Here is a 21,715-nt window from a genome sequence, read left to right as displayed (position 1 = left end):
TGCTCTCGTTCGCTTGGGTGGTCGTAAGTCAATTTCTACTCGGCTAGTGAGCGGCCGTAACCCAGCGACGACACAAGTTCCGCGTGGATGAGGGGGGTCGCAGCGAGGACGTCACGCCCGGCAAGGCTATAGCGCGTTCCGTCGAGGTGGGTTACGACGGCGCCCGCCGCGCTCGCAACGGCGACCCCCGCGGCTACGTCCCAGGTGCGGTTTGCGTCAATGACGACGGCGTCGAGGCGTCCACCTGCCAGCCAGGCGAGGTCGGTCGCGGCTGAACCGAGCATGCGGACGCGGCCGACAGCCTGGGCCAGCCGCTCGACCATGCCGAGCCGCCGCTGGTTCTTCTCGGCACTGTCTGATCCGGTCGCAAAGTCGCCCACCGAGACGACGGCCTCGGGTAGTCCTGATGTCGTCGACACCGTTGTGCGCTCACCATTGACCCACGCCACACCGTCGCGTGTGACGTATCGTTCGGCGTAAGCAGGCAGCGCAATCGTGCCGAATGTGGGTACACCATCCACCACGAGGGCGAGCGAGACCCCATAGTTGGGCAACCCACGCGCGAAGTTCGTGGTCCCGTCGATGGGATCGAGGCACCAGTACCGGTCGCGGTTGCCGGTATGGCCACGCTCCTCGCCGAGGAAGCCCAACCCTGGCGTCTCCCGCGCAAGGTGCGCTCGGACGGCGTCTTCGATCGCGAAGTCTGTGGCCGTCGCAAAGTCTCGATCCGTCTTGTACACGCGATCGCCCTTTGCACCAGCGTGGAGGATCGAGAGTGCGAGGTCGACCGCGCTCTCTGCAGCTAGCTCAGTCTCCGACGACACGGCCGCGCTCCCAAGTCTCAGCGAAGATTCGTTCGAACACCGGAAACAGCCCGTGCGGCTCCGCGTCGTCGGGCTCGATCAGGAGCGTAGGCGCGTCCAGGCCACGGAGGTTCGGCAGATAGAGCTGCACGAGGGTGCGGGTCGAGTCGACCGTGGTGATGTTGAAGCGGACTGGCTCGTCGTAGGTCCGCACGTGCACCCGCTGACTCGCCTCGGGCGAGAGCCGCGTCCGGAGACGAGCGACGGCGAGCATGTTTGTCCGTGTGAGCTCCGCGATGTGTCCGACGGGTAGTTCTTCCTCGAGCTCCCGCGCGGCCGTTGCATCGCCGCCTGGGTCCAAGAACAGGCATCGAAGCGTGAGCCCGTTCTCGACGAACTCGGCGAGGGTCACGTCCGACACGCCTTGACACAGAGCGTTGAGGCTGAGGCCCATTGCGTCGACTCGCTCCGCGTTGGCAAGCGTCTTGAGCACTGGCATGGCTGCCTGGGCCTCTGATCGCGTGGCGAAGACGCCACGAACGTCCCGTGTGGTGAACGGACTCACGGTGCCTGGTGGGCTCAGTCGTTCGTGCACAAGGGTCTCGAGCCGACTCAGGGCGCTGCGGAGCTGCTCGAGGTCGGTTGCTTCCTTGGAATCGGACTTCGACTCGGAACCCAGCCGGGAATCGAGCGAGATTCCGTAGAGCGACGCGGCCGCGAGGACGACGTCCGCCGGGGGGCGAGCGCGGCCCTTGATCCAGTTGCTCACGGCCGACTCCGAGTAGGTACCGGAGTCCGGGCCGACGTTGGCTGAGCGCAGCGCGAGCGCGAGGGGCGCGCCGCCTCCAGCCGCCTTGCGGGCTTGGTCGAGCACCTCGCGCACCACTGCATCCCATGTCCCGCTCACGCCCGCAATCCTCGCATTGAATCGCGTGACACGCGAATCCGACAAGCTCGATCGCTTGACACGCGACTCGCTTGCGTGTGTAGTCAGTCGCAGGAGTAGCGACTAGCGCGCTCCACGTGCGAATCGGAGTGATCCACATGGCAATGAAGCAGCGGTTCGAGATCGAGCACTCGGTGGCGTTCCCGAAGGGTGCGTTCCTGCGCGGGGAGGTCGAGCCCGTGGCGGACTTCAACGCGGCGCAGCGACCGGACGGGACGCGCCCGCAGCAGCACGACAAGGAGACGGGCCTGCCGCTGTGGCAGTGCGTCGTCATCGACGGCGACGAGGACGCCGGCCGTAAGGAGATCGGCGTGACGGTGAAGTTCGCGGCGAAGTACCAGCCGGTCCCGCCGGAGAACAAGTCCGGGTTCCCGTGGACGCCCGTCGAGTTCGTGGGCCTCACGGCCCTTCCCTACGTCGACGACAACGGGATGCGTCCCCGCATCGCCTGGTCGTTCCGTGCGTCCGACCTCGTCGCGCCCGGTCAGGCCCGAGACGCGGCGAAGGCTAGCCCGAAGGCCGCGGCGTGATCATCGCGCGGCTCTGGCAGGGGGTTCGCCGGGTCCTCGCAGCGCTGTGGCTCGCGCTGCGGTGGACCGTGCGGGCGTGGCGGTGGATCGCGGCGACGCTGTTCGTGGGCGGCGTGGTCGGCCTTCTCGGTTACGACACGCTGTCGGCTGCGCTCTACTGGGCCGTCCCGGCGTGGAACCTTGCTCGCGCGTTCTGGGCGGTGTTCAGCCCCATGACGTACGAGCCGGTGCTCGGCGGCCCGCTGCGTCGTCATCGGTGGCGACGGTACGTGCGTCGGCAGTGGCCGTCGATGGCGGAGTCCTGCGGGCTCGCCGACCGGGTCGTCCGGGAGAACCGGACCGTCCCGCGGCTGCTCCGCGTCGGGGCACGCGACAACACGCTGACGATCCGGGTCCGCGCCCGCTCGGGTCAGACGCTCGACGACCTGCGCGCCGCCGTCGAGGCGGTCGGCACGATCATGGGCGCCGAGGCGTCGACGAGCCGTCGCGTGCGGCCCGGGGTGCTGGACATCGTGCTCACGATGGCCGATCTCCTCGACCAGCCGCTCTACGCGACGATCCCGAACGACGTCGACCCGACCGGGGTGCAGCTCGGCCGCATCCAGGACGGCAACCGGTGGCGCCTCCCGCTGCGCGGGCTACAGACGCTCGTCGTCGGCTGCTCCGGCTCCGGCAAGGGGTCCATCTTCTGGGGCATCGCGGGGAACCTCGCCCCGGCCGTGCAGGCGGGCCTCGTGCGACTGTGGGGCATCGACCTCAAGGGCGGTATCGAGATCGGCATGGGTGACCGCCTCTTCTACAGGGTCAGCACGGACGAGCACCAGGCCGTGGACGCGCTGCGTGACCTGCTTGTCGTCGTCGACCAGCGGCAGCGGGCCATGTACGGGCGGACGCGTGACTTCGTGCCGACACCCGGGGACCCGGTGCACGTGCTCCTCATCGACGAGCTCGCCGTCCTTACCGCGTACGCGTCCAAGCAGGTGCAGGGTGAGGCGTCGGACCTGCTGCGTCGCGTCCTGACGCAGGGCCGGGCGCTCGGCGTTCTCGTCGTCGCGTTCGTGCAGGACCCGCGTAAGGAGACCGTGGCGATGCGTGGCCTGTTCACGCAGACCGTCGCGCTGCGGCTGCGGTCGGCGTCCGAGACGGCGATGGTGCTGGGCGAGGGCATGGCCGACGTCGCGCCCGCACACCAGATCAGCCCGGCACATCCCGGCACGGGCTACGTGGTCGCGGACGACGGGAACGTGGAGCGGGTGCGGGCGGACTTCTGGGAGGACACGTTCATCCGGATGGTCGCCGAGACCTACCCGGCGCCCGACCGGTACGTTCCGCCACCGATCTTCGTCGGCCCTCCGACTCCCGACGCCGACGACAAGGCGACCACACCCACGCGGGTTCCGGCCGAAGAGCAGCGGGCCCCGCGTGCGCCGCGCAAGCCGCGGTCTCCTCGCAAGCCGCGCGAGTCGGCGACCCGCACGGCGTCCGCCGCTGAGGCGTCGGATGCCTGACGTCGCTCCCGCGCAGGGTGGGTTCCCGGGGTTCGGGCTGGACGCCCCGCTCGACCTCGGGGACCTCACCCCGGCGGCGGTCGCCGGGATCACTGCACGGTTGCGCGACCGCACCGCTGCTGCGTTCTCCGACGCCGCCGCCCGCACCGGCTTCTGCTCGCACCCGATCCGGCTGCGCGGCTCCTCGACCACCGTCGACGCGGCAACGGGTGAGGTCCTGTCGCAGTTCAGCTCCGACGACGCGCCGCTCGGCGTCCTGTACCGGGCGTGCGGCAACCGGCGCGAGTCCGTCTGCCCGGCCTGCTCCCGCGTCTACGCGCGCGACACGTTCGAGATGATCCGGGCGGGCCTCCTGGGCGGCAAGACCGTCCCGACGACCGTCGCGGACAACCCGCTCGTCTTCGCGACCCTCACTGCACCGTCCTTCGGGCACGTGCACGGCACCCGAGCCAAGCACGGTAGGTCCGCGCGCTGCCGACCGCACGGCACCGGGACGTGCCCGCACGGCCGCCCGCGTGGGTGCACTATGCAGCACTCCGACACCGACCCTGTCGTCGGGTCGCCGCTGTGCGAGGCCTGCTACGACTGGCACTCGGCCGTCGTGTGGCAGTGGCACGCCCCGGAGCTGTGGCGCCGCTTCACGATCGCGCTGCGTCGCCAGGTTGTCGAGGCTCTGGGCGTGCGCGAGTCGACGCTCGGGATGGTGGCCTCGGTGCAGTTCGCGAAGGTCGCCGAGTATCAGGTGCGCGGCCTCGTGCACTTCCACGCCCTCATCCGGCTTGACGGCCCCGACGGCCCGGGCAGCCCCGCTCCCGTCGACGGGTCGACCCTCGCGCACGCCGCGCGGGCTGCTACTCGGGCAGTGGCCGTCACGGCTCCTCCGGTGGACGGTGCGGACGTCCCGCGCGTGCTGCGCTTCGGTACGCAGCTCGACGTGCGGTGCGTGCGCACTGGCGTACCGGAGAACGACGACGGCTCCGACGATCTACGGCCCGAGCAGGTGGCTGGCTACCTCGCGAAGTACTCGACCAAGGGCACGGGCACGGATCTCGCGACGCCGCGCCCGCACCACCAGCGGATGGTCCGCACCTGCCGGTGGCTCGCCGAGCGCGCCCGCACCGCGTGCCGTGGTCTCGCCGGGCCGGACCCGGAGGACGACGAGGGCTGCGTCTGCGGACAGTGCGCGGACAGCCCGTATCGGCTGCTCGCGAAGTGGGCGCACATGCTCGGCTTCCGTGGGCACTTCTCGAGCAAGTCGCGGCGCTACTCGATCCCCCTCGGGCGGCTGCGCCGGGCTCGGGTCCGGTTCCAGCGGCTCAAGGCCGACGCCGAGCGCGACGGGACGCCGATGGACGTCGCCGACCTTGAAGCACGCCTGCTCGCCGAGGACGACGAGACGACCCTCGTCGTCGGCTCCTGGACCTACGAGGGCTCCGGGTGGACCAACCCGGGAGATAAGGCGCTGGCCGACGCGGCGGCAGCACGAGCCCGCGAGTACGCGCAGTGGAAGGCGCACACGACGGCATCGGTTCGGAACGGAAGCAGGGAGGCAGCACGATGACGAGCACCACCACGAACACCCCGACGATCGACAGGCCGAGCGGCAGGCCGCGGCTCATGACACCTGAGGAGCTGGCCGAGTACCTCGGCGTGAGCCTGCACTGCGTGTACGCGTGGTCCAGCCGCGGCGGCGGCCCCAAGGTCGTGCGGGTCGGAGCGCGACTCCGGTACAGGCCGGCCGACGTCGAGCAGTGGCTCGACCGCGTCACCGACTCCGGCACGGCGGGCTGAGGCATGGCGCGCAAGCCCATCGAGCCCGGCCGCTGGGGCCGGATCAGCCGCAAGGAGATCTCCCCCGGCGTGTGGCGGGCGCAGGCGCAGTACCGCGACTTCGCGGGCGTGCTGCACAAGTACGAGTCGCGCGGACCCTCGGGAGCGGCGGCGCAGCGGGCTCTGGAGGACAAGCTGCACCGCGCGAGCAGCGAGGCCACGGTCCCCGGGGCGGCGGCGATCACCCCGGCGACCCGCATGGACGTCGTGTTCGACCACTGGATCGCAGAGAAACGCGTCGAGGGCCAGATCACGACGCAGTCGCTGGAGACGTACCGCGGCGTCCTCGAACGCGACCTGCGGCCCGCGTTCGGTCTGCTGCGGGTCCGAGAGGTCACGCCCGTCGCGGTGAACCGGGTGCTCATCGCGCTGAGCACGGCGCAGAAGTTCGACACCGCGCGGCAGGCCCGCAACGTCATGTCCCAAGTCATGATGCTGTGCGTCCGCTACGGAGCCGCGCCGTTCAACCCCGTCCGCGACGCGGTGACCGTCCGCAAGCCGCGCCGGGCCGAGGTCCGCACCCTCGGGCTCGAGGACATCGCGCTGCTGCGCAAGGCCGTGCGCGAGTGGGAGGACCGCCCCGCCCTCGCGCGCGGTCGTCGCAACGTCACGCTCCTTCCGCAGATCGTCGACACGATGCTCGGCACCGGCCTGCGAATCGGTGAGTGCCTGGCGTTGCGGGAGGCGGACGTCGACCTCGACGCCGAGGTCCCGACGCTCACGGTGACCGGGACCGTCGTCCGGGCCGAGGGACGGCTCGTGCGGCAGGCCAAGCCGAAGTCCGACTCGTCGCGGCGCACGATCACGCTCCCCGCGTTCGTCGTCACCGCGATCCGCGAGGCGCTGGACCTCGGCCTGGACGGCGGCCCGGACGCCCTGGTGTTCCCGTCCACGCGGGCCACGCCGCGCTCCCCCAGCCGCGTGCGCGACCAGCTCCGCGAGGCGCAGGCCTCCATCGGCACCACGGTCACCCCGCACGACTTCCGCCGGACCGTGGCGACGCAGGTCGCGAACTCCACGACGATCGGCAACGCGACCGCGCTGCTCGGCCACGCGGACGAGGGCACGACCGTCCGGCACTACGTGAAGCGCACCCACGTCGCCCCGGACCTGCGGGTCGTCATCGACCAGCTCGTCCAGCACGCCTCGGTCGACGCGCCCCAGGGCAAAACGGAGTGAAAACGGAGGGCCAGGTACGACGAAGGGCCCCACAGCCGCGGAATCTTGCGGGTGGGGCCCTTCGGGTGGCGGTAGCGGTGGGATTTGAACCCACGGTGGACTTTCACCCACACACGCTTTCGAGGCGTGCTCCTTAGGCCGCTCGGACACGCTACCTTCGCCGGTGAACCCGGCCGAAGCAGGATACCCGCTCCGACCCCCGGATACCGAATCGGCGGGTGGGCGGGGGTCTCAGTCCTCGAAGATCTGGCCGATGGGCTCGCGCTTCTCGGCCTGGAAACGGTCCTCGGCGCGGCCGTAGGCCCAGTACCCGGAGAGGGACAGGTCCTCGCGGGGGACGCCGCGGGCGGCGAAGACGCGGCGGAGTGCCTTCATGGCTTCGCGCTCGCCGTGGGCGAAGACGTGGACGCGTCCGTCGCGCCAGGTGAGGGCGTGGACGGCTTCGGGGATGAGGGTGGTGGTGCCGGCGGGGGCGTCGCCGCGGTGCAGCCAGGTGACGTGGACGCCGTCGGGCGCGTGGAGGGGCTGGGTGTCGGCGTCGGTGGCGACCTCGAGGATGGCGTGGCCGACGGCGTCGCGCGGCAGGGCGTCGAGCGCTGCGGCGATGGCGGGGAGGGCGGCGTCGTCGCCGACGAGGAGGTGCCAGTCGGCGGTGGGGTCGGGGCTGTACCCGCCGCCGGGGCCGACGACGACGAGGGGGTCGCCGGGGCGGGCGGTCGCGGCCCAGGGTCCGGCGACTCCGTGGTCGCCGTGGACGACGAAGTCGACGGCGAGGCGCTGGGTGGCCGGGTCGACCCAGCGCACGGTGTAGGTGCGGGTGACGGGCACGTTCTCGGGTGCGAGGGTCTCGCGGAGCGCGGCGATGTCGTAGGGCGGTTCGAGGCCGAGCTCGGGGCGTGCGAAGACGATCTTGACGTACTTGTCGGTGTGCCCGTTGTCGGTGAACGTCGCGAAGCCGGGCCCGCCGGCGACGACGCGGACCATGTGCGGGCCGAGCCGGGTCGTCTCGAGGACCTCGAGGACGGTCTGCGGTCGGGCGCGCCGGGGCGCCTGGGTGGTCGTCGTCATGCCTGCCTCTCGTCGCCGGTGGTTCTGAGGCGACGCTAACACCGTGCGGGGTGGCGGCCGGGGGCGCGTCCCGTCGGGTGAACGCGAGGTGGCGTGGGGGTGTCGGGCACTCATACGGCGACCCTGTGCCTCGCACAGCGAGTCCACAGGGTCGCGGCCTTCCCTGGACATGTCACCTTCCGCAGCGCCCAGCGCCCGACCTCGGAGCCGCCCCGTGTCCCAGCCTCTCCTGTACGCCGTCGACCTCGTCGCGGCCGTCGTCCTCGCGTTCGGCCTGTACTACCCGCGGCACCGGCGGCGCGACCTGGTCGTCGCCTACCTGGGCGTGAACGTGGGGGTGCTCGCCGTCGCGGCGACGCTCGCGTCGAGCGCGGTCGGGGCGGGCCTGGGGCTCGGTCTCTTCGGGGTGCTGTCGATCATCCGGCTCCGGTCGAGCGAGCTGTCGCAGACGGAGGTGGCGTACTACTTCGCGTCGCTCGCACTCGGTCTGCTGGGTGGCCTGGGCGCGTCGACGGGGTGGTTGTCGCTCGCGGGCACGGTCCTCGTGCTCGTCGTGATGGGCGTGGTGGACCACCCGCGGGTGCTGCGGCGGTCGCGCACCCAGACGATGGTGCTCGACCGGGCGTTCGTCGACGAGGTCGCCCTGGTGGCGCACCTGGAGTCCCTGCTCGGTGCGCGCGTGCACGGTGCGAACGTGCAGCGGGTCGACCTCGTGAACGACACCACGTGGGTCGAGGTCCGGTACGCGGCGCCCGGGACCGGGCCGCGCTCGACGGCGCAGGCCGTCACCGCAGCCGAGGGTCCCGCGTCCGCCGCGTCCCTGCCCGGGCCGGCCGCCCGCGCGTCGGGCACGGTGCCCGACGCCGCCCCCACGGCCGGGGTGCCCGACGTCGCCCGTGCGGGGGCCCGCGCATGAGCGCGGCCGGTGCGCACGGACAGGTGCGCGCGGTGCTGGACCCGCTGGGCGGGATCGGTCTGGACGAGCTCGTCGCGTCGGCGGCTCTCCTGACGCGGGTGGACCGCAAGTACGTGCTCCGCGCGGACGACGCGCTCACCGTCCTGGACGACCTCGCCCGCACGGGCGTGGCACGCGTCCTGGAGATCGACGGGAGCCGCCAGTTCGGGTACGAGTCGGTGTACTTCGACACCCCGGACCTCGCGTCGTTCCGCCTCACGGCGACGCGCCGCCGCCGCCGGTTCAAGGTGCGTACGCGCACCTACCTGGACTCGGGGCTGAGCTTCCTCGAGGTGAAGACGCGGGCCGCACGCGGGACGACCCTCAAGCAGCGCGAACCGCACCTGGACGACCCCGCGACGCTCGGCGGCGGGTGCGCGTTCGTCGCCGCGACGCTCGCCGCCGAGGGGGTGCGGCCGGTGCGGCCGCATGCCCTCGAGCCGGGGCTCGTATCGCAGTACCGCCGCCTCACCCTGCACCTGCCGTCCGACGCCGGGGGTGCGCGCGCGACCGTCGACACCGGTCTGGCGTGGGAGCTCGACACCGACCCCGCCGGGCAGCCCGTGCGCCGGGCCGTGCCGCACCTGGTGGTCGTCGAGACGAAGGGCGGGTCCACGCCGTCGGACCTCGACCGGCTCCTGTGGCGGCACGGGCACCGCCCCGAACGGATCTCCAAGTACGGCACGGGTCTGGCGCTGCTGCGCCCGGACCTGCCCGACGGCCCGTGGCGCCGCGTCATCCGCCGCCACCTCACCGACGCCCCCGCGGGCGTCCCCACCCGCAGACTTCCCGCCCGCACCGCCGGGCACCCCGACGACAGGAGCACCTGATGCGCATCCGCCGACCCCTGACCTACGTCACCGCCGCCGCCGCGGCCGCCGTCCTCGCGGGCTGCACCGTGCTGGGCGGTTCGTCGGACTCCGACGGCACCACCGCGGCGGGCACGTCGACGACCACGACGACGACCGTCGCCTCGACCGCCGTCGCCGGGCTCACGCCGGACGAGGCGCGCGCCGACAACGTCGACGTGACCGTGGACGAGGCCGACGTCGCGTACGACGCGGCCGACGCGGCCGACGCGGCCGACGCCGTCGCCGTCTCCCTCGACGGCGACACGGCCACCGCGGACGGCGACGGCGTGACCGTCGACGGCTCGACCGTGACCCTCACCGCTCCCGGCACGTACGTCCTCAGCGGGGAGCTCGACGGGCAGGTCGTCGTGGACAGCGCCGCGGACGGCCTCGTGCAGGTCGTGCTCGACGGCGCGGACGTCACCGGCACGCAGAACGCCGCGCTGGACGTCGAGGAGGCCGACCGGGTCGCCGTCGTCCTCGCCGACGGGTCGACGAACAGCCTCACCGACGCCGAGTCGTCCACCGACCAGGACGAGGACGACGAGCCCGACGGCGCGCTGTTCTCGACGGCCGACCTCGTGATCGGCGGCTCCGGCGCCCTCACCGTGACGTCGCACGCGAACGACGCGATCGTGTCGAAGGACGGCCTCGTCGTCACGGGCGGCGACCTGACCGTCGACGCGGGCGACGACGGGATCCGCGGGAAGGACTACCTCGTCGTCACCGGCGGCACGCTCGACGTCACCGCGGCGGGCGACGGCCTGAAGTCCACCGAGGAGGACGACGAGACGCTCGGCGTCGTCGACGTGCGCGGCGGGTCGGTCACCGTCACCGCGGGCGACGACGGCGTGCAGGCCGTGACCGACGTGATCGTCTCCGGCGGCACGCTCGACGTCACCGCGGGCGGCGGCACCGGCACGACCGTCGCCGAGGACGCCTCCGCGAAGGGGCTCAACGGCGGCGTCGGGGTCGTCGTCGGGGACGACGCGGCGGTCACGGTCGACGCGGCCGACGACGGCCTGCACTCCGACGGCGCGGTGTCCGTGTCCGGCGGGTCCACGACCGTCGCGTCGGGCGACGACGGCGTGCACGCCGAGGGCGACGTCACCCTCGCCGGCGGCGAGCTCACCGTCACCGAGTCCGTCGAGGGCATCGAGGGCGCCGCCATCACGGTCGCCGACGGCACCGTCGACGTCACCGCGAGCGACGACGGCCTCAACGCGACCGTCGGCTCGACGACCACGACAGGCACGCCGGGAACGACCGAGGGCACCGCCGAGGGCACGACCGGTGAGGTTCCCCGGGCCCCGGCAGACGGCGAGATGCCGCAGATGCCCGCCGACGGCGAACGCCCCCAGCCGCCCGCCGACGGGCAGATGCCCGAGCCGCCCGCCGACGGCGAGATGCCCCAGGGCGGCCCCCGCGGCGGAGGGGGCGGCGGGGGCGGCTTCGAGGCCGACGACGGCTCCTCGCTGACGATCTCCGGCGGCACCCTCACCGTGGACGCCGGGGGCGACGGCCTCGACTCCAACGGCACCCTGACCGTCACGGGCGGCGACACCGTCGTCCAGGGCCCCACGAACGACGGCAACGGCGCGCTCGACGTCGCCGGGACGTTCGAGGTCACAGGCGGCACCCTCCTCGCGGCCGGGAGCTCCGGGATGGCCGTCGCGCCGTCGACCGACTCCGCGCAGGGCTGGATCGCAGCGGCCGTCACCGCGAGCGCCGGCGACACCGTGACGATCACCGACGCCGACGGTACGGAGCTCACGTCGTACACCGTCAGGAAGGACACGGGCCACGTCGTGTGGTCGTCGCCCGACGTGACGAGCGGCGCGTCGTACACGGTCACGACGTCGAACGGTTCGACGGACGTGACCGCCGGCGAGTGGTCCGGTGGCGGCATGGGCGGCCCGATGGGAGGCGGGGCCCCGCCCGCCCAGGACGGCACGACAAAGGACGGCACGACGCAGGACGGGACAACCCCGCAGAGCACGACCCTGACGTCCTGACCTTCGCTCGGGAGAACCCCGGTCGCGCGAGGTAGTACCGAGGTCCACGAGGCGGGAGCTGGTCGGCCGACGTCCGCGGGGGCGGGGCGGGTCGTGGCGGGTCTGGCGGGAGCCCGCGAGGAACGAGCGGGCGGATGGTAGACCCGCCCCGCCCCCGCGGACGTCGGTGCAACCGGGGTTCTACCTCGCACGACCTCGGTTCTACCTCGGCAGAGGTCGGCTCTGCACCGACCTGCCCGACGGCGACCCCGCACCTCTCCCCCCGAGGTGCGGGGTCGTCGTCGTACCGTGGGAGGCGTGCCCTCCGACCCGGTGACGCCCGCCAGTCCTCCTTCCGGACCGCCCGCGGCCCACGCTTCCGGACCGTCCGACAGGTCCGCCGCGCACGTCGCGACGTCGTCGGCGAACCTGCCGCCGTCGGCCGTGCCGACGGTCTCGTCACGGCTCACGTGGCGCCCGAGCGAGCCGCCGCCGTCGGGCTCGGGTCCGGCGCCCTGGACGGGCACGGTGCACGACGCCGTGGACCTGCTGCGCGGGCGTCGGGTCACGGCGCTCACGGGGGCGGGTGTCTCCACCGACTCGGGGATCCCGGACTACCGCGGCCCGGACTCGCCGCCGCGCAACCCGATGACGTACCAGCAGTTCGTGCAGGACGAGGCGTTCCGTCGTCACTACTGGGCGCGCAACCACGTGGGGTGGCAGCACGTGCACCGCACGCACCCGAACGCGGGGCACCGGGCGCTCGCGCGCCTGGAGGACGCGGGGGTGCTCGTCGGGCTGATCACGCAGAACGTGGACCTGCTGCACGAGGACGCCGGGAGCCGGAACGTCATCGACCTGCACGGCCGCTACGACCGCGTGATCTGCCTGACGTGCGGGCGGGTCGTCTCGCGCGAGCACCTGGCGGAGCGGCTGACGGCGCTGAACCCGGGGTTCGTCGAGTCGGTCACGGAGGTGGGCGACGTCGAGATCGCGCCGGACGCCGACGCGGTGATCGAGCAGACGTCGCACTTCCGCCCCGCGCCGTGCGAGTTCTGCGGCGGTGTCCTCAAGCCGGAGATCGTGTACTTCGGCGAGAACGTGCCGCGCGAGCGGGTGCAGCGGGCGTACGCGATGGTCGACGACGCCGACGCGCTCCTCGTCGCGGGCTCGTCGCTCACGGTGATGAGCGGTCTGCGGTTCGTGCGGCACGCCGCGAAGGCGGGCAAGCCGGTCGTCGTCGTCAACCGCGGCGCGACCCGCGGCGACCCGCTCGCGACCCTCAAGGTCGAGGCCGGCACCACCGAGACCCTCACCGCCCTCGCCGAGGCACTCACCCGCTGACGCCGAGCACGAGGTTGCTGTCGTTCTGAAGCCGATGACGACAGCAACCTCGTGTTCGGCACGGCCCGGGTCGGCTCTCAGCGATGCGTCCCGAAGAAGTCGCGCAGGAGCCGTCCGCACTCCTCCGCCCGCACGTCGGGGACGACCTCGACGGCGTGGTTGGCGCGCTGGTCGCGCACGAGGTCCCAGACGGAGCCGGTGGCGCCGGCCTTGGGGTCCCAGGCGCCGAGCACGAGCCGTCGGACGCGCGCGAGCAGGAGCGCACCGGCGCACATGGCGCAGGGTTCGAGGGTGACGACGAGGGTGCAGCCGTCGAGCCGCCACGTCCCGAGGGTGGCGGCGGCCTGGCGCAGCGCGAGGACCTCGGCGTGCGCGGTGGGGTCGCCGGTCTCCTCGCGGCGGTTGCGCCCGAGGCCGAGGAGCCGCCCGTCGGGTCCGACGACGAGCGCCCCGACGGGGACGTCGTCGCTCGCGAGGGCGTGGGTCGCCTCGTGCAGCGCGAGTCCCATGAGTGCGTCCCACACGGGGCGGCGGGCGGCGAGGGTCGGGGGCGGGAACGCGCCGTCGGCCCAGGGCAGGTCGAGCCCGCGGGGTCCGCCCTGGTCCGCCGGGTCGCGGTGGTGCGGGGCGTCGTCGGGCACGGGGTCCTCCGGAGTTGTCAGCGCTCCACGGGCCGATGGGCCGGTGGGCGGCTGACCGCTCCCGGCGGTCCGGACCTGTCAGCCGCTCACCAGGCTATAGACCGACGTGACGCTGACAACTTGCGGCCTGTCGGGGTTACCGGGCGGTACGCGCGCGGCACGGGTCCGATACCGTGGGCCCATGCGCCTGCACGTCGCCGACCACCCGCTCGTGGCCCACAAGCTCACCGTCCTGCGGAACAAGGACACGGCGTCGCCGACGTTCCGGCTGCTCGTCGACGAGCTGGTCACGCTGCTCGCGTACGAGGCGACGCGCGACGTGCGGGTGGAGCCGCACGACATCGAGACGCCCGTGACGACGACGACGGGTGTGCGGCTCGCGGAGCCGCGGCCGCTGGTGGTGCCGATCCTGCGTGCGGGGCTCGGGATGCTGGAGGGGATGACACGGCTGCTGCCGACGGCGGAGGTCGGGTTCCTCGGGATGCAGCGCGACGAGGAGACCCTCGAGGCGGTGACGTACGCGAACCGCCTGCCCGACGACCTGACGGGCCGGCACGTGTTCCTCCTCGACCCGATGCTCGCGACGGGCGGGACGCTCGTCGCGGCGATCGACTACGTGTTCGCGCGCGGCGCGCGGGACGTGACGGCGGTGTGCCTGCTGGCCGCGCCGGAGGGGCTGAAGGTGCTGCAGGACGCGATCGGCGAGCGCGTGGACGTGCACGTCGTGGTCGCGGCGGTGGACGAGCGTCTCGACGAGAAGGCGTACATCGTGCCGGGTCTCGGTGACGCGGGAGACCGCCTGTACGGCGTCGTCTGACCCCACCGCCGGTCCGGGATGCGGTCGCGAAGCGTTCCGCATCGTGAGAACTTCCCGTGCGCGTCTTGGCGAGCCCCGCACCGGGCTGCCATGCTCCCTCTCGTGAGCACCACGACCCGACCCGCGGACGCGCCCTCCGGCGTGCTCCCGGTCGCGGTCATGTGCGTCTGTTGTCAGGCCTGAACGCCTCACCTCCCGTTCAGCCCTGACCCAGCCGACCCGCCGGAACCCGGCGACGCCGTCGGCCCGACGCACCCGGAGCCACCATGACCACGCTCGCCGCACCCCGCCCCACCCGCAGCACGCCCGGCTTCGTCCTCTACGTGGGGGTCGACCCCGTCCCGGGCGAGGCCTCCCCCGCCACCGAGCTCGTCGAGCTGGCCGACGCCCTCGGCGAGCTCGCCCGCGACTGGCTGCCCCGCGCGGAGACGTACACCGCGCTCGCGCTCGCCGAGCCCACCGCGCCGCCGCGCGGAGACGGTCCGAGCCCCGTGCAGGACATCGCCGCCTTCCGTGAGCGCCTCGCGGCCCTCTCGCCCGTGCCGCGCGTCGTCGTCGACACCGTGGACCGCACCGTGAGCGTCGAGGGTCGCCGCACCCGCCTGACGCAGCGCGAGCTCGACCTCCTCACGCACCTCGTGCGCGCGTCGGACCGGGTGGTGAGCCGCCCCGAGCTCCTCGACACCGTGTGGGGCGACCACGCCGTCGCGGAGGGCAGCCGCACCATCGACGTCCACGTCCGCCGTCTGCGCGAGAAGCTCGGCCTGGAGCACGCCATCACGACCGTGCGTGGCCTCGGTTACCGCTTCGACCCGCAGACCCCCGTCGTCCTCGGCGGCTCGGGGGACGCCGCCTGAGGACCCCGGCCGGGCCGCGGGACGCGGTGGTGCGCGGGGGACCCCGCGGCCCGGCCACTCCCCCGCACGGTCCGGGCGGCACCGGCTCGCCGGGCAGGGTCGCCGTCGCGGCGATACGTTCGGGCCATGCGCACTGTCATCGCCGGAGGTCACGGCCAGATCGGTCGCAGGCTCGCCCGCACCCTCGTGGACCGGGGGGACGAGGTCGTCGCCCTCGTCCGCTCCGCTGCCCAGATCACCGACCTCACCGAGGTGGGCGCGCAGGTCGCGCTCATCGACCTGGAGGAGGACGACGACGTCGCGGTCGCCTTCGAGCTCGAAGGTGCCGACGCCGTGGTGTTCGCCGCCGGGGCAGGCCCAGGCAGCGGTGCCGCCCGCAAGGACACGGTCGACCGCGCCGGGGCGGTCCTCCTCGCCGACGCCGCCGAGCGCGCCGGCGTGGAACGGTACGTGCTCGTGTCCTCCCAGGGGGTGGACGCGGCCCGCGCCGACGAGCGGCCTGACGACATGGACGACGTCTTCTGGGCCTACCTGCGCGCGAAGGCCGCCGCGGAGGACGACGTCAGGGCGCGCGAGGCGCTGCGCTGGACCGTGCTCCGGCCGGGCCGGCTCACCGACGACCCCGGGGTGGGTCTCGTCGCGCTCGCACCCGCCGGGGAGGACGACCGCCCGCGCGGCAAGCGTCGCAAGGCCGGCCGCGCCCGCGAGGAGGTGTCGCGGGACGACGTCGCGCAGGTCGTCGCGGCGCTCGTGCACGAGCCGCGCTCGGCCGGGCTCGTCCTCGACCTCGTGGGCGGCGACCGGCCCGTCGACGACGCCCTGGCGGACGTCCTCCCCTGACCCCGGTCAGCCCTCGCCGCAGCGCGTGCCGCGGTCCCAGAACAACCAGCCCAGCACGCCGTCAGGTCGCACCGCGATGCTGTCGTTCCGGGCGTCCCAGACCCACCCGCGGTAGGACACCGAGGCACTGTGGTCGTACCAGGACCCCGCGCGCCACGCCTGCGGGCAGGCCGGCGCCGCGGTGAACGGTTCGACCGTCAGCTGCTGCGACCAGTCCCCCACCTGCACGACGTACGCCGCACCGGACCACGGCGCCTCGTCGAGCGGGACCGTGGTGCGCTCGCCGGCCGCGACCTTCCACGTGCCCCGGGCGTCGCCACCCAGCGTGAACGTCGCCGGGACGTTCGACGCCGAGTTGTCGAGCACGAGCGTCACGGCCCGGTAGGAGTGGTCGCGCTCGTCGTCGTACGTCGCCTCGCCGAGCTCGAGCCTCGCCGCCGGTTCGAGGACGGTGCAGTCGACCGCCGCATGGCTCGCGACGACCGTGTGGCTGAACGTGCGGCCGAGGACCGTGCGCGTGAGGTCGAACGCAACCTCGCCCGCGTCGACGGACAAGGTCTTCGTCAGGACGTCGGCGCTCGTGGCGCCGCCCGGCGCGAGGTCTCCGAGGTCGTGCGTGCCCCACGCCGTCCGCGTCACGACGTGCATCGTCTCGCTGGAGTCGTTGCGCAGGTCCGCGGTCAGCACGACCCTCGCGTCGACGCACCGCGCCGACGCGCCTGCCCTGGCGTCCCACTCCGGGACGTACGCCGCGCCGTCGTACGCTGCCGTGAGTCCTGTGTCGACGAAGCCCTTGCCGTGGACCGAGCGGTACTGGCGGAACGACACCGCACCGGGCTTCACCTCGAGGGACCGGGTGTCGATCACGAAGGTCGCCTTCTGCCCGGGCGCGATCTTCTGCACGGGAGCGGAGTCGCCGTACCGACCGCCGAGCATCCGTGCGTCGAGCGTCTCCGCCGTGGTGTTCGTCAGCGTGCCGACGAGGCGGACCGCCCCGTCCTGCCACCGCGCCGAGACCTTCGCGTCCGTCGCCCAGGTCGGCTGGTAGGTGACGGCGTCGTACGGGCGCACGACGTCGCGTGCCCCCTGCGAGCCGTCGAGCCGCTCCACCCGGAACGTCACCTCGCCGGCGGGGACGTCACGCCGGCGTGTGTCCAGAGTCAGCGTCGCGGCGGCGCCGGGTGCGACCTCGACGGGGTCGGTCGTCCCGAGCGCACCCGCGTCCAGGGCCACGCGGAGCGTCGCGGCGCGGTGGTCGTTGCGGAACGTGCCCGTGAGGACCGCCGAGCCCGCACCGTCCTCGACCTCCCAGCCGGAGGTCACCGAGCCGTCGACGGCCCAGCGGAAGCAGTCGACACCCGGCACGTCGTGCGCGGCGAGGCGCGCGCCGTCGGCCAGGACCACGTAGGTGGCGCCGTCCGCGCCGACCCCGCCGGGGGCGGCCACGTCCACCGTGGCACCGGCGGCGACCGTGCGGGCCAGGTCGAGCCCCTCGACGGTGAAGTCCACCGGCACCGTGGAACCGCTGTTGTCGAGGTGGAGCGTGACGGGCGCGCCCGACGTGTCGGTCGCCGGGTCGAAGACGCACTCGCCGACGGTCGGGGCGGCGTCGGCCGCGGGGGCGTGGCGGACGGCGTCGTACGCGGCCGTCACGGCGGTCGTGCCCTGCGACCCGTCGAGCCGCGTGGCGCGGAACGTCACCTCGCCGGCCGCGACGTCGCGCGACCCGACCACGAGCGTGAACGTCTCCTGCGTGCCCGGTGCGACCTCGACCGGGTCCGTGACGCCGAGCTCGCCCGCGTCCATGACGACGCTCGTCGCGGTGCGTGCGTGCTCGTTGCGGAACGTGCCGGTGAGCACCACGGAACCGCCCTGCGCGGCGTCCGGCTCCCAGGCGGAGCCCGCCTCGCCGGTCACGGCCCAGCGGAAGCAGTCCACGCCCTCGACGGAGGACGACGCGAGCTGCCGGCCGTCGGCCCGCACGGCGAACGTCGCGTCGTCCGCGCCGACGCCGCCCGGAACCTCGACGGAGGCCGCCTCGCCCGCGCCGACCGTCCGGCCCAGGGCGTCGCGTCCCGCGATTGAGAACGTCACGGGCAGGGTCGACGCCGTGTTGTCGTAGCGCAGCGTGACGGGCGCGGACGACGTGTCCGTCGCCGGGTCGAACACGCACTGCCCCACCGTCGGGGCCGGCGCCGCCGGGGCGATCGACTGCGCGTCCAGCAGCACCGGCAGGAGGCTCTGGTAGCCCTTGCCGTCGCCGTCCTCGTCGGCGTGCCAGCGGTACTGCCGCAGGACCGCGTTCGCCCGCGTCGTCTGCGTCAGGCCGGTGTCGAGCACCAACGCGCCCGACGTCCGGTCGCGCAGCGGTGCGACCGCGTCCGAGTCCCGCACGCCCGACCACGTGCCGGTGTCGGGGGCGAGGAGGCGCGCGTCGAGCGCCCTCCCCGTCCCGTTCGTCACCGTGGCGGTGTACCGGACGGTGCCGTCGACGTTCTCGGCGACGACGCCGACGTCGGCGGCCGTGAGCCACCGCGGCTGCGTCCAGCAGTCGAGGGCGTCGAACGTCCCGGCGTCGACGCGGTGCTCGAACGTCTGCCCGGCGACCGTGGTGGACAGGACGAACGCGGCCGACCCGGCCGGGAAGCGGACCCCGTCGTCGACGCGGACCGCGGCGGCGTCGCCGACGGCCACGCCCGTGACCGTGGCCGTGGAGCCCGCGGCCTCCAGCCGGACGTCGAGGTCGTCGTAGACGGTCGTGTTGCGGTACGTCGCGAGGACCGACGCGCGGTCGGGCTCGCCCGGCGCCTGGCACTGCGTCGCCGCCGGGACCGTGAGCCCGTCCGCCGCGTCGTCCCAGAACGCGCCGACGGCGAGGTCGACCGTCGTGCTGCCGTCGTGCGCGTCACCCGCGTCGCCGTGCACCGCCAGGGTGTGCCGCGACGCGTCCGCGCCGGGCGCCGCGGCGAGCAGGTCCACGGTGAGCGTCGTCGAGGCGCGCGGCGACAGGTCGGTGTCGGTACGGCAGACGACCCCGGCCCCCTCGCCCGCACGACAGGTCCAGTCGCCCGCCCGCTGCTCGCCCGACGAGCCGGTCACGAGCCGGACGCCGGCGGGCAGGTCGAAGTCGACGTGCGGGTCCTCAGCGAGACGGTCCCCGGCGTTGCGGACGCGCAGCGACATCGCGACCGTGCCGGGGTTCGACACGGCGAACGACCGGCCCGAGCCGTACTCGGGCGCGACCCGCACCTCGGGGCCGAAGTACCCGACCGACGTCGGGCGGAACGCCTTGCGGACCGGCTCGACGCCCTTCGCCCGGACGGACCCGGCGAACACGTACTCGCCTCCCGCGTCGGCCTGGACGCGCACCACGAGGTCGTGCGCCGCGCCCGGGTCGAGGGCGCCCAGCGAGCACGTGACGAGGCTCGGGCCGCCGTCGCCCTGCGGCACGGCGTCCCCGCAGGGCAGCGCCGCGAGACGCAGCGCCGGGGCCACGGACGTGCCCCGGGCGACGACGGACGAGCTCGCCGTCGTCACCCCCGCGGGCAGCGTCAGCTCGACGACGACCTCCTCGGCCGCGCGGCCGCCCGAGTTCGTCGCCGTCACCGTGAGGTCGGCGGGCTGGCGGGCCGCGAGGGTCACGGACCCGAGCGAGAGGTCCAGAGCGGCCGGGGCGGGCGGGGGCGGAGGGGGCGGCGGCGTGGTCGACGGCGGTTCGCCCGATCCCGGGTCCGCGGGCGCCGGGCCGGATCCACCCGTCGACGGCGAGCCGGTCGTGCCGCCCGCAGCGGAGCCACCGTCCGACCCCGTCGGGCCCGGGTCCGCCACGACGGGGTCGGACGGCGGCACGTTCGCCGGCGACGTGGGGTCGGCCGCGTCGTCCGCGGGCTCGGTCGGAGCGGGCGCGGGATCGGCCGTCGAGCCGTCGGCCGGGGCCTCGCTCGCACCGGGCTCCGGGGTGGACGTGGCGGCGGTGGGGGCGGGCTCGGTCGGGTCGTCCGGGGTGAACGCACCGAGCGCCCCGGCGACCCCCAGCCCTGCGGCGGCGAGCACGCCCACCGCCACGGCCGCGGCGGCCAGGGGGGCCGACGTGACGAGGGCGACGAGCCCGCCCGCACCCGCGACGGCGGCTGCTCCGGCACCGCCCACGCCCGCTGCTGCGGTCGCCGCGGTCCCCGCCGCGGTCGCGCCCGCGGCCGCGCCGCCGACGACCCCCGTGCCGGCCGCGGCACCACCGCCGGAGGACGCGGCGAGGGAGGCGGACGTCGCGCTCGTCGAGCCTGCCGCGGCGCCCGTCCCACCCGCGGCTCCTGTGCCGGCGGCCCCGGTCCCGGCGGCTCCCGTGCCGGCCGAGCCCCCGGCGCCGGACGACCCGGCCGCACCCGACCCCGCGGAGCCCGACCCGGCAGAACCCGACCCGGCGGCCGAGCCGCTCCCCGAGCCGGATCCCGCAGCCGCGGCCGCAGCGGCTGCCGCTGCCGCGCCGCCCGCGACCGTCGCGCCGCCGGTGACGGGCAACGCCGTCCCGACGAGGCCGAGCGCGCCGACACCGAGGACGAGGGGAGCGACGACGCCGCGCATGCCGTGGGAGACGTCGCCGAGCTCGAGGACGAGCCCGCGGCACTCGCCGCACCCGTCGAGGTGGGCCTCGACGCGCGCGGTCTCGCGCTTGGCCAGTCCGCCGCGCACGAACGAGCCGAGGAGCGGGTTCACGCCCTGGCACTCGGCGGCGGGCGCGGTCGTCAGGTGCTGCTGGAGGTAGGCCTGGCGCAGCCCCTCGCGCGCACGGTAGGCGAGCGCGGAGACGCCGTTCGCCGTCAGTCCGAGGATGGGCGCGATCTCGGCGGGCGTGCGCTCCTCGACCTCGGTGTACCAGAGCACGGCCTGCCACCGCTCGGGCAGGTCCTGGTAGGCGCGGGCGACCACCGAGCGCTCGAACCCTTCCAGGGTCGGGTCCTCCGTGGAGGCCATCGGGCCGAACGCGGACTCGAAGGTGCGCTCGTCGTCCGTGGGCTGGGTGCGGCGGGCACCGTTGACCAGGTCGTAGGAGAGACGTCGCACGACCGTGAACAGGTAGGCGCGGAACGTGACGTCGGGACCGCCGCCGTTCTGCAGCACCGTGAGGGTCCGGGCGAAGGCGTCGGAGACCACGTCGTCGGCGTCTGCGCCGGAGCGCACGTACTGCCACGCGACGGTCCGCGCAGCGGCGGCGTGGCGCTCGTAGAGGGCGCCGAAGCTCGCGCTGTCACCTTCGCGTACCGCTGCGATGAGCTCGGCGTCGCTCAACGCCTCGCCCTCGATCTGGCTGTGCAACTCCGTCATGCCACCGCCGCCCCGGGACCGCCCCTGCTCCAGCAGGTCGTACAAGCCGCCATAGTAGACGCCCGTCCAACTCTGCGGCAGGGGTCTCGCAGAACGAAACAGACTCGAGACATTGCGTCCTCTTTGCCCCGTTCTGACCGATGACTTCGCTGTCGTCCCTGGTCACGACACCCGTCCGCAACTTCGTCGTCGAACCCGCGTCATGACCGGCGACCTCGCCCGTCTCATCG

The 21,715-nt window shown here is 73.9% G+C and carries 17 protein-coding genes and 1 tRNA gene; 12 read left to right on the top strand and 6 right to left on the bottom strand.

What is annotated here, in order from left to right:
• Positions 1 to 35: 35 nt before the first annotated feature.
• Together LGQ04_RS06455 and LGQ04_RS17690 are read right to left on the bottom strand one after the other, a co-directional pair.
• Positions 36 to 824, bottom strand: coding sequence for an inositol monophosphatase family protein (locus LGQ04_RS06455; protein WP_229242862.1), 789 nt, complete (start codon positions 822 to 824; stop codon positions 36 to 38).
• Positions 808 to 1,710, bottom strand: coding sequence for a DUF5919 domain-containing protein (locus LGQ04_RS17690; protein WP_229242861.1), 903 nt, complete (start codon positions 1,708 to 1,710; stop codon positions 808 to 810). Before LGQ04_RS17690 ends, LGQ04_RS06455 begins: the two co-directional genes overlap by 17 nt.
• 137 nt (positions 1,711 to 1,847) lie before the next feature.
• Between LGQ04_RS17690 and LGQ04_RS06445 the strand changes: the two genes are divergently transcribed.
• The 5 genes from LGQ04_RS06445 to LGQ04_RS06425 are packed head-to-tail and all read left to right on the top strand — an operon-like array spanning position 1,848 to position 6,796.
• A complete protein-coding gene (locus LGQ04_RS06445) occupies positions 1,848 to 2,279 on the top strand; it encodes a hypothetical protein (protein WP_053370649.1) in 432 nt (143 codons plus the stop codon).
• Positions 2,276 to 3,787 carry an FtsK/SpoIIIE domain-containing protein gene (locus LGQ04_RS06440; RefSeq protein WP_229242860.1) on the top strand — a complete coding sequence of 504 codons (1,512 nt, stop codon included), beginning with the start codon at positions 2,276 to 2,278 and terminating at the stop codon, positions 3,785 to 3,787. The genes LGQ04_RS06445 and LGQ04_RS06440 overlap by 4 nt, the downstream gene beginning before the upstream one ends.
• Positions 3,780 to 5,348 carry a replication initiator gene (locus LGQ04_RS06435; protein ID WP_229242859.1) on the top strand — a complete coding sequence of 523 codons (1,569 nt, stop codon included), beginning with the start codon at positions 3,780 to 3,782 and terminating at the stop codon, positions 5,346 to 5,348. Before LGQ04_RS06440 ends, LGQ04_RS06435 begins: the two co-directional genes overlap by 8 nt.
• Positions 5,345 to 5,578 carry a helix-turn-helix transcriptional regulator gene (locus tag LGQ04_RS06430; protein WP_229242858.1) on the top strand — a complete coding sequence of 78 codons (234 nt, stop codon included), beginning with the start codon at positions 5,345 to 5,347 and terminating at the stop codon, positions 5,576 to 5,578. The genes LGQ04_RS06435 and LGQ04_RS06430 overlap by 4 nt, the downstream gene beginning before the upstream one ends.
• Positions 5,579 to 5,581: 3 nt before the next feature.
• Positions 5,582 to 6,796, top strand: coding sequence for a tyrosine-type recombinase/integrase (locus LGQ04_RS06425; protein ID WP_229242857.1), 1,215 nt, complete (start codon positions 5,582 to 5,584; stop codon positions 6,794 to 6,796).
• Between the two features lie 66 nt (positions 6,797 to 6,862).
• Here the strand turns inward: LGQ04_RS06425 and LGQ04_RS06420 are convergent.
• Positions 6,863 to 6,952: transfer RNA gene (locus LGQ04_RS06420), tRNA-Ser, on the bottom strand.
• Positions 6,953 to 7,027: 75 nt separating this feature from the next.
• Positions 7,028 to 7,864 carry a siderophore-interacting protein gene (locus LGQ04_RS06415; RefSeq protein ID WP_229242856.1) on the bottom strand — a complete coding sequence of 279 codons (837 nt, stop codon included), beginning with the start codon at positions 7,862 to 7,864 and terminating at the stop codon, positions 7,028 to 7,030.
• A gap of 214 nt (positions 7,865 to 8,078) precedes the next feature.
• Between LGQ04_RS06415 and LGQ04_RS06410 the strand changes: the two genes are divergently transcribed.
• The 4 genes from LGQ04_RS06410 (at position 8,079) to LGQ04_RS06395 (ending at position 13,008) form a co-directional block, all read left to right on the top strand.
• On the top strand, positions 8,079 to 8,780 hold the full coding sequence (locus LGQ04_RS06410; RefSeq protein ID WP_229242855.1) for a DUF4956 domain-containing protein: 702 nt from the start codon (positions 8,079 to 8,081) through the stop codon (positions 8,778 to 8,780).
• Positions 8,777 to 9,649: a polyphosphate polymerase domain-containing protein gene (locus LGQ04_RS06405; protein WP_229242854.1), complete on the top strand. Its 873-nt coding sequence runs from the start codon at positions 8,777 to 8,779 to the stop codon at positions 9,647 to 9,649. Before LGQ04_RS06410 ends, LGQ04_RS06405 begins: the two co-directional genes overlap by 4 nt.
• Positions 9,649 to 11,685 carry a carbohydrate-binding domain-containing protein gene (locus LGQ04_RS06400; protein WP_229242853.1) on the top strand — a complete coding sequence of 679 codons (2,037 nt, stop codon included), beginning with the start codon at positions 9,649 to 9,651 and terminating at the stop codon, positions 11,683 to 11,685. Before LGQ04_RS06405 ends, LGQ04_RS06400 begins: the two co-directional genes overlap by 1 nt.
• Before the next feature lie 507 nt (positions 11,686 to 12,192).
• A complete protein-coding gene (locus LGQ04_RS06395; RefSeq protein WP_229243030.1) occupies positions 12,193 to 13,008 on the top strand; it encodes an NAD-dependent protein deacetylase in 816 nt (271 codons plus the stop codon).
• A gap of 77 nt (positions 13,009 to 13,085) precedes the next feature.
• Here the strand turns inward: LGQ04_RS06395 and LGQ04_RS06390 are convergent, their stop codons facing one another.
• Positions 13,086 to 13,517, bottom strand: coding sequence for a nucleoside deaminase (locus LGQ04_RS06390; RefSeq protein ID WP_229243029.1), 432 nt, complete (start codon positions 13,515 to 13,517; stop codon positions 13,086 to 13,088).
• Positions 13,518 to 13,830: 313 nt separating this feature from the next.
• On the opposite strand from LGQ04_RS06390, the gene upp reads away from it, so the two are divergent.
• The 3 genes from upp to LGQ04_RS06375 all read left to right on the top strand — a co-directional run bounded on the left by upp (position 13,831) and on the right by LGQ04_RS06375 (position 16,163).
• On the top strand, positions 13,831 to 14,466 hold the full coding sequence (gene upp, locus LGQ04_RS06385; protein ID WP_229242852.1) for a uracil phosphoribosyltransferase: 636 nt from the start codon (positions 13,831 to 13,833) through the stop codon (positions 14,464 to 14,466).
• A gap of 266 nt (positions 14,467 to 14,732) precedes the next feature.
• Positions 14,733 to 15,323: a winged helix-turn-helix domain-containing protein gene (locus LGQ04_RS06380; RefSeq protein ID WP_229242851.1), complete on the top strand. Its 591-nt coding sequence runs from the start codon at positions 14,733 to 14,735 to the stop codon at positions 15,321 to 15,323.
• 126 nt (positions 15,324 to 15,449) lie between these two features.
• On the top strand, positions 15,450 to 16,163 hold the full coding sequence (locus LGQ04_RS06375; protein WP_229242850.1) for an SDR family oxidoreductase: 714 nt from the start codon (positions 15,450 to 15,452) through the stop codon (positions 16,161 to 16,163).
• A 6-nt stretch (positions 16,164 to 16,169) separates the two neighbouring features.
• On the opposite strand, the gene LGQ04_RS06370 is transcribed toward LGQ04_RS06375, so the two are convergent.
• The gene (locus tag LGQ04_RS06370) at positions 16,170 to 21,530 is read right to left on the bottom strand and encodes a sigma-70 family RNA polymerase sigma factor (protein WP_229242849.1); all 5,361 of its coding nucleotides are present in this window, start codon (positions 21,528 to 21,530) and stop codon (positions 16,170 to 16,172) included.
• Positions 21,531 to 21,715 lie beyond the last annotated feature (185 nt).

This window comes from Cellulosimicrobium marinum, from assembly GCF_020551945.1.
GTDB lineage: Bacteria > Actinomycetota > Actinomycetes > Actinomycetales > Cellulomonadaceae > Cellulosimicrobium > Cellulosimicrobium marinum.
The sequence above is the reverse complement of the archived record's forward strand: the minus strand, read 5'-3'. Positions and strand labels throughout refer to the sequence as shown.